We start from the raw sequence: 10,291 nt of genomic DNA, 5'->3' as shown, positions 1-10,291 counted from the left end.
AGAGCCCCTAACAGAATGGGCGGTCGATCAGCTTGCGGCGTCTGGTGCGTGCGCTCGCAAGGCGGAGGATCGTCCTCGTACTGGGCGTACATGGACGACTCCGACAACGCGGCGAGCGCGCGTGCCAGGCGTCGCAAGCCGACCGCCCATTCTGTTAGGGGCTCTAAGTGCGCAGGCGTGCCGTGTAGGCGGCCAGGTCGCGGTGTGCGAAGGTGTCCGCGTCCCAGTCCTCGGGCAGTACCTCGCCGAGCCAGACGTACGCCCGCGCCTGCCGTCCATCGGCCAGGGTGATCGACCGGAGCGCGTACGCGTCGCCCTCGAAGGCGTCGAGCCGCCGGCGGTCCTCAGCGGTGAGCCCCAGCAGCAGTACGCCCCGCACGGTCGTGCTCGCGGCGGGGACGAGGCCGGGAAACACGTGCTCCTGGAGTGCCGCCGCCCGCCATCCGGCAGCCTCCGCCGGGGAGTGCTCCGGCACCCTGCCGAGGAGTGCTTCGAGGACCTCGGGAAACCTCAGGGTGCCGTATACGAAGAGGAGTTCGCTTCCGCCAGTCATGCCGCGAGTCTAGGTGTGCCGTTCGGGGGTACCTGGGGGCCGGAGCAGTTGGAGCGCTCTTACTGGTGCGCCTCACGCGGCGCAGGGGCCTTCCAGCCCTCGCAGGATGCGCCGCAGTAGACCGTGCGGGAGAGTTTAGTAGCTGGTCAGACCCCAGACCCCCCTGCGTTGGCGCTTCAACCTACGGTATCGTAACCTACGGTACCGTAGGTGGCGCCTTCCCCGAGGCGCTCCCCGTGCCCCGTTGTCCCCGTTCTCAGGAGCCGCCGTGAGCCTCACCACCCCCCAGCACGCAGGTACGGACGAGTGGACGGACGCCCGGCTGATCTTCGCCCTTGAAGAGGTCGTGGAGAAGGAGCTCAACCGGCACCTGTCCGTCACCAAGGACTGGATGCCGCACCAGTACGTCCCCTGGAGCGACGGCCGCAACTTCGACGGCCCGCTGGACGGCGAGGCATGGGCACCCGACCAGTCCAAGGTCACCGACATCGGCCGGATCGCCCTGGTGGTCAACCTCCTCACCGAGGACAACCTCCCCTCGTACCACCACGAGATCGCCTCGATCTTCGGCCGCGACGGCGCCTGGGGCACCTGGGTCCACCGCTGGACGGCCGAGGAGGGCCGCCACGGCATCGTGATGCGGGACTACCTGCTCGCCTCACGCGCCGTCGACCCGGACGAGCTGGAGCGCTTCCGGATGGCGCACATGTCGGAGGGCTTCGAGTCGGACAACAGCCACAGCATGCTGCACTCCGTCGCCTACGTCGCCTTCCAGGAGCTGGCGACCCGCATCTCGCACCGCAACACGGGCCACCAGTCCGGCGACCCCGTCTGCGACCGGATGCTCGCCCGCATCGCCGCGGACGAGAACCTGCACATGATCTTCTACCGCAACCTGCTGGCCGCGGCCTTCGAGATCGCCCCGGATCTGACGATGCGTGCCGTGCGCGATGTCGTCATCAACTTCCGGATGCCGGGCCACGGGATGCCGGGCTTCGAACGCGCGGCCGCGCGGATGGCCATCGGCGGCGTCTACAACCTGCGGATCCACCACGACGACGTGATCCAGCCGGTGCTGCGCTATCTGAAGGTCATGCACATCAGCGGGCTCGGCCCTGATGGACTGAAGGCCCAGGAGGAACTGGGTCTGTTCATGTCCGGCCTGGACGGCGAAGCCACCAAGTTCGACGAGCGCCTCGCCGCGCGGCAGGCCCGCAAGGCGGCCCGTACAGCGGGCTGAGTCAGCACCGCTGCCCAGCGGCGCGAGACCACCCGCACTCGCGCCACCGCGCCGCGTTCGCCGGCGCCGCCGTCCACTCCCTCATACCTCGCTCACCCTGCCGTCCGCCAGCTCGATCCGGCGCGTCGTGTGCACCGCCTCGAGCATCCGCCGGTCGTGGGTGACGAGCAGCAGCGTCCCCTCGTACTCCGCGAGAGCGGATTCCAGCTGCTCGATGGCCGGGAGATCGAGATGGTTGGTCGGCTCGTCCAGCACCAGGAGGTTCACCCCGCGCCCCTGGAGCAGTGCGAGCGCGGCGCGGGTGCGCTCGCCCGGTGAGAGAGTCGCCGCCGGGCGGAGCACATGCCGTGCCTTCAGCCCGAACTTGGCCAGCAGCGTACGGGCCTCGGCGGGCTCCAGGACGGCGGCGTCGGCGAAGGCGTCGAGAAGCGCCTCGTCCCCGTAGAAGAGCTGGCGTGCCTGGTCCACCTCGCCTACCAGTACGCCGGAGCCGAGCGAGGCGGCACCGGCGTCCAGCTCCAGCCGCCCCAGCAGGGCGGCCAGCAGGGTGGACTTGCCCGAGCCGTTCGGCCCGGTCACCGCGACCCGGTCGCGCCAGTCGATCTGCAGATCGACGGGGCCGAAGTGGAACTCACCGCGCCGCACCTCCGCCGCGCGCAGCGTCGCCACCACAGCTCCGGAGCGGGGCGCGGGAGCGATGTCCATCCGCAGCTCCCACTCCTTGCGCGGCTCCTCGACGACGTCCATCCGTTCGATCAGCCGCTCCGTCTGCCGCGCCTTCGCCGCCTGCTTCTCGGTGGCCTCGACACGGGAGTTCCGGGCGATCTTGTCGTTGTCGCTCATCTTGCGCCGCGCGTTCCGCACGCCCTTCTCCATCCAGCCGCGCTGGGTGCGGGCGCGGGCCTCTAGCCCGGCACGGGTGTCGGCGTACTCCTCGTACTCCTCGCGGGCCTGGCGGCGGGCGCGCTCCCGCTCGTCCAGATACGCCTGGTAGCCGCCGCCGAAGAGGCGCACGCTCTGCTGGGCCAGGTCAAGCTCCAGGACGTCGGTCACCGTGCGGGCCAGGAACTCGCGGTCGTGGCTGACCAGGACCGTCCCGGAGCGGAGCCCGGCCATGAAGGTCTCCAGCAGTCGGAGGCCGTCCAGATCGAGATCGTTCGTCGGCTCGTCCAGCAGGAAGATGTCGTAGCGGCTGAGCAGCAGCGAGGCAAGCGACGCGCGTGCCGCCTGTCCGCCGGACAGCGCCGTCATCTCCCGGTCGAGCCCGGTGTCCAGGCCGAGTTGTGCCGTCACCTCGGCCGCGCGTTCCTCCAGGTCGGCGGCGCCGAGCCCGAGCCAGCGCTCCAGTGCGAGGGCGTACGCGTCGTCCGCGCCCGGCCGTCCCTCGGACAGCGCGAGCGTGCTCGCCTCCAGCGCGGCCTCGGCGTCGGCGACGCCGGTGCGCCGCGACAGGAAACCGCGCACCGTCTCGCCGGGCCGCCGGTCCGGTTCCTGGGGCAGATGGCCGACCGTCGCGGCGGGCGGGGAGAGCCGTACGGTCCCCTCCTCCGCCTCGGTGAGTCCGGCGAGCATCCGCAGCAGAGTGGATTTCCCGGCTCCGTTGACACCGACCAGCCCGACCACGTCGGTCGGACTGACGACCAGATCGAGCCCGGAGAAGAGTGCGCGGTCGCCGTGGCCCGCAGCGAGCCCTTTGGCGACAAGAGTGGCAGACATAAGGCGGTGAGCTTAGCGAATGCGCCGGTGGATGGCCCGTGATTTATTGCCACGGGCAACGACCTGGGACGGTCGAGGTGCGGACGTCTTCTCGCCCCCGACGTGGCTGGATCCAGGCTGCCGGAACCGGTGCCCGGCCGACACCCTGAGAACGCACGGGCACACCAGACCACCACCGGCCGCTCCCCCGGGGAGGCACCTTGTCCGATCCGACCTCCGGCTCCTTCGACGCCGACCGCCCACAGCGGAAGCCGGGTACGGCAGCCCGCCCCAACGTCTCCCGTGCGTGGGACAACTGGTCGGGCGGCAAGGATCACTACCCAAGCGACGCGGACATCGCGGCGAAGATCGTCACCATCCTGCCGAACATCCGCGATTCCGTACGGGCCAGCCGCCGGTTCGTCCAGGAGGCGCCGAGATACCTCGCGGAGCTGGGTATCCACCAGTTCCTCGACATCGGAGCGGGACTGCCGCAGGCGACCGGGACCAACCTCCACGAGGCGGTGCAGGCCGTACAGCCGGAAGCACGGGTCGTCCACGTCGACAACGACCCGAACGCGGTGATGCGCGGCCGCGCCCAGCTGATCAGCTCGCCCGACGGGCGGGTGGTGACGGTGGACGGCGACCTGCGCAAGGTGGCGGAGATCCTGAGCAACCCGGAGGTGACGGACACGCTGGACCTGAACCGGCCGGTCGCTGTCTGCCTCAACGCCCTGATCCACTTCATGGGTGACGACGAGGACCCACCCGGCATGATCCGGCAGCTGATGCGGGCCGTGCCCAGCGGCAGCGCGCTGACGCTGACGCATGCCACGGCCGACTACGTGCCCGAGGCGAGCGCCCAGGCGGAAGTCGTCTACCGCCAGGCGGGACTGCCCGCCGTCCACCACCGGTCGCTCCAGCAGATCGCCGACCTCGTGGCCGGCCTCGACGTGCTCGATCCCGGCATCGTCCCGGTGGAACGGTGGGCCGCCCCCGACTGCACCGCCGAACCGAAGCCCGCCCTCCCCGCCCTCACGGACGCGCTGGGCTACGCCCTGGTGGCCCGTAAGCGCTGACGCCCGGTGGGCGCCTCGAATTCAAGTCATCCGTGGAGCGGGCCCTGTCGCTCCCCGGGGGGGGTGTTGCGAGAGCGTTGACCTGCACCTGGCAGGCTGCCGTCATGAAGGAGACTCCTGAGGACCTGGACCGGCTGCAGCGCCTGCTCGACGACTCGTACGCTGCGGCAGGGACGTACCTCCGCTCCGTCCTCGCCAAGGAGCGCCGTCTCGATGCCGCGGGTGTCGTCGCCGAGTTGGGGGCCGTGCACGTGATGGCCCTGGCCACTACGACAGCCGGGGGCGAGCCCCGGGTCGGTCCCACTGACGGGCTTTTCTACCGGGGGCGTCTGTACTTCTACTCCGGGGCGGGTTCCGTGCGCTTTCGGCACATCCGCGCTCGCCCCGCCGTCTCGGCCTCGGTGATCGACGGCGAACGGCTGCAGATCACGGTGCACGGCCAGGCCCGGGAGGTGATTCCGACAGAAGACCAGGAGCTGGCGGCATTCCTGATCGAGGTGTACGGCCGGGAGGAGTGGGACAGGTCGAGGAGCGCGCTTTCCTGGGCACGGATCGAGCCCAACCGGATGATCACATATCGCCGTCAGGCATCTCGGAAAGACTGACGCCGGCCGCGGCCAGACCCTCAGGGCTGCCCGGTAATCCCTGGCGGGCGCACGACGACAGCTACGGCACCTCGCTGCGTAGCCGGAACGCCCGGACACGCCCAGTATGAGGACGCCCCTCCGCCTTGCGAAGCACCGCATCTGACGCCGCGCGCTGACCCACCAGGGATCACGGGACAGCCCTCAGGTGAGCAGAAGCCAGGCGACGATCAGTGCACCGAGCACGGTGAACGTGGTCAGTACGAGCATGGCTACCGCGACTCCCCTGCTGTCGGGTAACCGGTGTTTGCCGTCACCGTCCATGAGCTACCTCCCGACCGTGCGCACGCACGACACGTACAAGCAGAGTGCGCGTGAACTGGTGAGCGGTAAAGGGTGCTGACCGGAGGACCGTGCACAGCGCGGGCAACGGCAGGGCGGCCAGAGACTGGTGGCCGGGCGCAGTGCGTCGTCGTCACCGGCATACGCGCGGCGGGGGCTGACGATGTGGCGGCGGCCGGTGGCCGGGGTCGACGGTAGACGGCGATGGTCAGCCGGGAGTCACGCGCTGCCATAGCGGCGGGCCCCCTCCCGAGGCAGCGTCACCCACCCGCGGGCGCCGCGCAGCGGTGGTTCGGCCGCCGTGATGCCCACGTCTCCGCCGACGCGGCGGCAGACTCGCGGGCGTCGGCCGCTGACCCGAGACGCTACGGCGCAGGCGGGAGACCCAACGCCCCGACGAGGCTGAGGACTTCTGCCCGGTAGAGCTTGTCCGGGTCGCGGGTCTGGCCGCGCAGGTGGCCGTAGACCTCCAGGGAGACCAGGCCGTGCATGCGGGCCCAGACGCGCAGGGCGAGGGCGACGGCCGCCGGGGGCAGCTCCGGGAAGCGCTCCTGCGTCACTTCGACCAGGTGCGGATCGAAGTCCGACCACTGGTAGGCGTCGTCGGACGGCTGGAGCCGCTCCGCGTGGGGCCACGCGTCGGCGATGAGGCCGGTGAGCCCGGCGCAGGCACGGTTGCCCGTCTCGGGAGCCGGGCCGCCTTCGGGGACCTTGTAGCCGGGGACGGGATCCCCGTAGATGAGCCGGAAGCCCTCCGGGTTGCCGAGGGACCACTCCCGGAACGTCTGGGCCCAGGCCACGATCCGACCTGCCGGATCGCCGTCGGCAACGCCGTCGCGCGCGGCCTCGACGGCATCGAGCAGCGCGGTGTACACGTCGTTGATCAGCGTGGTGATCAGATCGTCCCGGGTCGCGAAATAGCCGTAGATCGCGCCTGCGGTCATACCCATCTCCCGGGCGATGGCGCGCAGCGAAATCGCGTCCGGCCCGCCCTCCGCCATGAGTGCCAGCGCGACCGCCTTGATCTCCGCACTGGTCTCCGCCCTCAGCCGGGCCCGGCGGCTCACCTTCTGATCTCCCACGCTCGGCACCCTACAGCGTGGCGGGGCTGATCTCCGTGCCGTCACTGCACGCCGTGCAGGGAAGCACCGGGTGTACTCGGCGTGGTGTTGACAGCCCGAACAGACCCGCGAAAGCATCCCGCCGGTGGAGATCACCGATCTGAGCCCAGCGGAACGACGCGTCTGGGAGGCGTTCCCGCTCGGCCAGGGCGTCGACTTCCGTACGGGCGCCGACGACGACCCGGCGGCCGGTTCGGCCTGGGGCGCCGACAGGTCCGTACGCGCCGAGATGCTGCGTGCACTGCTGTTCGACGGACCGCAGACGAACGGCGAGATAGCGGGCTTGAAGCTGACAGGTGCGCGCATCACCGGCCAGCTGGACCTGAGATACGGGACGGTCGAGCACCCGGTGGGACTCCATTCCTGCCACTTCGAGCAATGCCCGAAGCTGTACGGTGCGCAGACCCGCTCCCTGGTGCTGAACGATTCCGTACTGCCCGGTCTCAGGGCGGCGACCGTCCGTGTCGACGGAGTGCTGCGCCTGACTCGCTGCAGGCTGACGGGCCCCGTACATCTGGGGGGAGCGCAGATCTCGGGCGCGTTCTTCCTCGACGGAGCGCTTCTCGGCACGTCGGCCGCCCCGGGCGAGCCGCCCTCGCACGGCTCCGGCGATTCCGGGGAACCGCTCCTTCGGCTCAACCACGCGGTGATCACCACCGACGTACAGGCCACCGGCCTCCGCGCACACGGGCAGATCCGGCTGGACGGAGCCGGCGTGGGGGGCCAGGTGAACCTCGACGACGCCGAACTGCACGCCCCCGGCGGCACCGCGCTGCACGCCGAGACCCTGTCGGTCGGCACCGACCTGCGCGCCATGCGGCTGCGCGCCTACGGCCGGGTCAACCTGCGCGGTGCACGCATCTCCCAGCAGCTCAACCTCGCCTACGCCAGGCTCTCCAATCCCGGGGGCCAGGCCCTCCGTGCGAGCAACTGCGTCATCGGCGAGTTATGGCTTCGCGAGGCGGCACGGATCGTGGGCACGGTGAATCTGCGCGACACCTCAATCGACCTGCTGCACGCTGCCCCGGGGGTGTGGCCGGACCGGGTCAAGATCGACGGCCTCAGCTACCGCAGGCTTGGTCCGCACCTCCCGGCCGAGCAGCGCCTGCCGCTGCTCGAACGCGAGGAGGGTGGCTACCTCCCCTTCGCCTACGAGCAGTTGACCGCCGCGTACCGTACTGCGGGCGACGAGACCGCGGCCCGTACCGTCCAACTCACCAAACTGCGCCGCCATCGCCGCACCCTGCCCGGATACGCCCGGCTGTGGGGCCGCCTACAGGACGCCACCGTGGGCTACGGCTTCCGCCCGATGCGCGCCGCAGGCTGGCTGCTGGCCCTGCTGCTCATCGGCGCGCTCGCCTTCACCCGGAAGCGGCCGCACCCGCTGAAGCCCGAAGAGGCACCGGACTTCAACCCCGCCTTCTACACCCTGGATCTGCTGCTGCCGCTCGTCGGCTTCGGCCAGGAGGCTGCCTTCACCTCGCAGGGCTGGCACCAGTGGCTGTCGTATCTGCTGATCGCCACCGGCTGGATACTGGCCACCACCATCGCCGCGGGCATCACCCGCTCCCTCAGCCGCCAGTAGCCGGGACCGGGCCCCCGGCTCCCTTCCCCGCCCCGAGTCATCCCTCCGGGGCTCTCCGCCAGTCCTGCCTCTCTGGACGTGCCGCTGGGCAGGACTGCGCCTGTCACTACACACCTGATGGGGCGGCACGCCCTCGGGCTGATCTCTCGGACAACAAGGTGGGGTCAAACTCTCGCAGGGGTACGGCTTCAGCGGCCGGGACAGTGTCCGCGGCCCGACCCACCTGCCGGTTATGCTCAGCAGCCCCCGCCACCACCGCCGGGATCGCCTGGAATGAAGCCCTTGCGCTTCTTGTTGGCGCGGCGGCGCTCCTCTGGCGACATCCTGATCTGCTTCACGATGCCGGCCACCACCATCACCAGCCAGAACGCGAGCAGCAGCCAAAGGAAACCATGCATCGGTCCCACCCCTCCCCGTTCCGCTCCTGCTGCCCCCGGAACCGGCCCGCAAACCCGGTCAGCAGCGCGCCGCGTGGTCGGCACGGGCTGCTCAGAGACGGATCAGGACCTCGTCGAGGGGTTTGCGGGTCAGGTCGGGGACGTGGGCGTCCGGGGCCGGGTAGCCGATGGGGATGACGTAGGAGGCGCGTTCCTCGGTGGGGCGGTCGCAGATGTCGTTGAGGAAGCGCATCGGGCTCGGGGTGTGGGTGAGGGTCGCCAGGCCCGCCTGGTGGAGGGTGGCGAGCAGGAGGCCGACGGCGATGCCGACGGACTCCTTCGTGTAGTAAGGGCGCGGCGAGTGGGGGCCCTTGTGGACCTCGAAGACGACCAGGACGACAGGTGCGGTCTCCAGGAACGGCTTGTGCTCGTCGGTGCCGATCGGGGCGAGCGCGTCGAGCCATTCCTCGGAGGCGCGGCGGCCGTAGAACTCCCGCTCCTCGGCCTCCGCCGCCTCCCGCAGCCGGGTCTTGCGGGCCGGGTCGGTGAGGGCGACGAAGCGCCAGGGCTGGACGTGGGCGCCGCTGGGTGCGGTGGAGGCGGTGCGGACCGCCCATTCGAGGACGCCTTCGGGCAGCGGGCGCGAGTCGAAATCGCGGACCGTACGCCGCTGGGCCATGACTTCGTAGAAGCCGCGGGCGCGCTCCTCCGCCTCGTGAGCGGGAACCGTCATCGGACGGAGCGGGACCGTGGCGGGGGCAGCGGCATGGGGGCGGCTGTCATGGGCGCTGTCATGGGCACTGGTATGGACCATGGTCAGCAGCACAGCACATGGCTGCTGAGGGCCGCAAGACAGGCGCGGATTGTCGCGCTCTGCGACCCGGCGCGCCAGGCGGCCAGCACCTCGCGTTCCAGCGCTGGTGCGCAGTCGACGAAACGCACACCCGCCGGTGCGGGCCGGTAGGCCATCGCGGGGATCAGTGCGGCGGTCAGACCGGCCTCCACCAGGGCGAGTTGGGTGGTGTACTCGGCGACGGTGTAGCGGATCTCGGGCTCCACGCCGCGCACCCGCAGGGCCTGCAGCAGCGCTTCCCGGGGCTCCGTACCGGGCCCGCAGCTGGCCCAGACCTCGTCCTTGAGCTCTGCCAGGTCGACCGAGTCGTTGGCGGCGAGTGGATGGTCGGCGGCGAGCGCCACTCGTGCCCCTTCGCGGACCAGCGTCCGGAACGCGATACCGGCGGGCAGGGTTATCGGCCGGTTGCTCCAGCTCTCGATGACCAGCAGGTCCAGATCGCCCGCGAGCAGCACCGGAAGCATGTCGACGGCCTCGCCGTCGCAGAGCGTGGGGACCAGTCTCGGGTGTTCACGGGTGAGCGCGGCCAGGGTGCCGGGCAGCAGGCTGCGGATGGCGCTGCCGACCCCGCCCAGCCGCAGCGGGCCGAGGATCTCCTCGTGCAGATCGGCGAGATCGGTCGCGGCGGTCGTCAGTTGGGCGAGCACGAGGTCCGCGTGTGCGGTGAGCACCCGCCCGGCATGGGTGAGGCGGATACTGCGGCCGTCCGGCTCCAGCAGCTGGTGGCCGGATTCGCGCTCCAGCTTGGCCAGCTGCTGTGAGACACCCGAGGGCGTGACGTGCAGGGCGCGGGCGGCTCGCGCGATCGAGCCGTGGGCGGCCACGGCTGACAGCGCGCGGAGACGGTCGATACTGAACACGG

The 10,291-nt window shown here is 70.7% G+C and carries 10 protein-coding genes; 4 read left to right on the top strand and 6 right to left on the bottom strand.

Annotated elements, in window-relative coordinates; translation table 11 throughout:
• Positions 1-163 precede the first annotated feature (163 nt).
• Positions 164-553, bottom strand: a complete 390-nt coding sequence (locus tag LHJ74_RS27490) for a gamma-glutamylcyclotransferase family protein (protein ID WP_260220961.1) — start codon at positions 551-553, stop codon at positions 164-166.
• Positions 554-821: 268 nt separating this feature from the next.
• On the opposite strand from LHJ74_RS27490, the gene LHJ74_RS27485 reads away from it, so the two are divergent.
• A complete protein-coding gene (locus tag LHJ74_RS27485; protein ID WP_260220960.1) occupies positions 822-1,793 on the top strand; it encodes an acyl-ACP desaturase in 972 nt (323 codons plus the stop codon).
• A gap of 81 nt (positions 1,794-1,874) precedes the next feature.
• On the opposite strand, the gene LHJ74_RS27480 is transcribed toward LHJ74_RS27485, so the two are convergent.
• Entirely contained in the window at positions 1,875-3,509 is a 1,635-nt protein-coding gene (locus LHJ74_RS27480; protein ID WP_260220959.1) for an ABC-F family ATP-binding cassette domain-containing protein, read from the bottom strand.
• Between the two features lie 200 nt (positions 3,510-3,709).
• Here LHJ74_RS27480 and LHJ74_RS27475 point away from each other — a divergent pair, with 200 nt between their 5' ends.
• Complete coding sequence (locus LHJ74_RS27475) at positions 3,710-4,567, top strand: SAM-dependent methyltransferase (RefSeq protein WP_260220958.1); 858 nt, start codon at positions 3,710-3,712, stop codon at positions 4,565-4,567.
• Between the two features lie 104 nt (positions 4,568-4,671).
• Positions 4,672-5,172, top strand: a complete 501-nt coding sequence (locus LHJ74_RS27470; RefSeq protein ID WP_260220957.1) for a pyridoxamine 5'-phosphate oxidase family protein — start codon at positions 4,672-4,674, stop codon at positions 5,170-5,172.
• Between the two features lie 686 nt (positions 5,173-5,858).
• Here LHJ74_RS27470 and LHJ74_RS27465 read toward each other — a convergent pair.
• Positions 5,859-6,575: a TetR/AcrR family transcriptional regulator gene (locus LHJ74_RS27465; RefSeq protein WP_260220956.1), complete on the bottom strand. Its 717-nt coding sequence runs from the start codon at positions 6,573-6,575 to the stop codon at positions 5,859-5,861.
• Between the two features lie 124 nt (positions 6,576-6,699).
• Between LHJ74_RS27465 and LHJ74_RS27460 the strand changes: the two genes are divergently transcribed.
• The gene (locus LHJ74_RS27460; RefSeq protein ID WP_260220955.1) at positions 6,700-8,199 is read left to right on the top strand and encodes a translocation/assembly module TamB domain-containing protein; all 1,500 of its coding nucleotides are present in this window, start codon (positions 6,700-6,702) and stop codon (positions 8,197-8,199) included.
• Positions 8,200-8,435: 236 nt separating this feature from the next.
• Here LHJ74_RS27460 and LHJ74_RS27455 read toward each other — a convergent pair whose 3' ends face one another.
• From LHJ74_RS27455 to LHJ74_RS27445, 3 genes are all read right to left on the bottom strand, one after another.
• Positions 8,436-8,597, bottom strand: a complete 162-nt coding sequence (locus LHJ74_RS27455; protein ID WP_260220954.1) for a hypothetical protein — start codon at positions 8,595-8,597, stop codon at positions 8,436-8,438.
• Positions 8,598-8,688: 91 nt separating this feature from the next.
• Complete coding sequence (locus LHJ74_RS27450; protein WP_260220953.1) at positions 8,689-9,309, bottom strand: nitroreductase family protein; 621 nt, start codon at positions 9,307-9,309, stop codon at positions 8,689-8,691.
• A gap of 83 nt (positions 9,310-9,392) precedes the next feature.
• Complete coding sequence (locus tag LHJ74_RS27445; RefSeq protein ID WP_260220952.1) at positions 9,393-10,289, bottom strand: LysR family transcriptional regulator; 897 nt, start codon at positions 10,287-10,289, stop codon at positions 9,393-9,395.
• Positions 10,290-10,291 lie beyond the last annotated feature (2 nt).

The organism is Streptomyces gossypii (assembly GCF_025165795.1).
Taxonomy (GTDB): domain Bacteria; phylum Actinomycetota; class Actinomycetes; order Streptomycetales; family Streptomycetaceae; genus Streptomyces; species Streptomyces gossypii.
Note: the sequence above shows the minus strand (reverse complement) of the source record. Positions and strands in the feature narration are given on the sequence as shown.

What these genes read in the sequence shown, in the direction of transcription:
- LHJ74_RS27490 (WP_260220961.1), bottom strand. Translation starts at nt 553, where the DNA reads ATGACTGGCGGAAGCGAACTCCTCTTCGTATACGGCACCCTGAGGTTT.
- LHJ74_RS27480 (WP_260220959.1), bottom strand. Translation starts at nt 3,509, where the DNA reads ATGTCTGCCACTCTTGTCGCCAAAGGGCTCGCTGCGGGCCACGGCGAC.
- LHJ74_RS27470 (WP_260220957.1), top strand. Translation starts at nt 4,672, where the DNA reads ATGAAGGAGACTCCTGAGGACCTGGACCGGCTGCAGCGCCTGCTCGAC.
- LHJ74_RS27455 (WP_260220954.1), bottom strand. Translation starts at nt 8,597, where the DNA reads ATGCATGGTTTCCTTTGGCTGCTGCTCGCGTTCTGGCTGGTGATGGTG.
- LHJ74_RS27450 (WP_260220953.1), bottom strand. Translation starts at nt 9,309, where the DNA reads ATGACGGTTCCCGCTCACGAGGCGGAGGAGCGCGCCCGCGGCTTCTAC.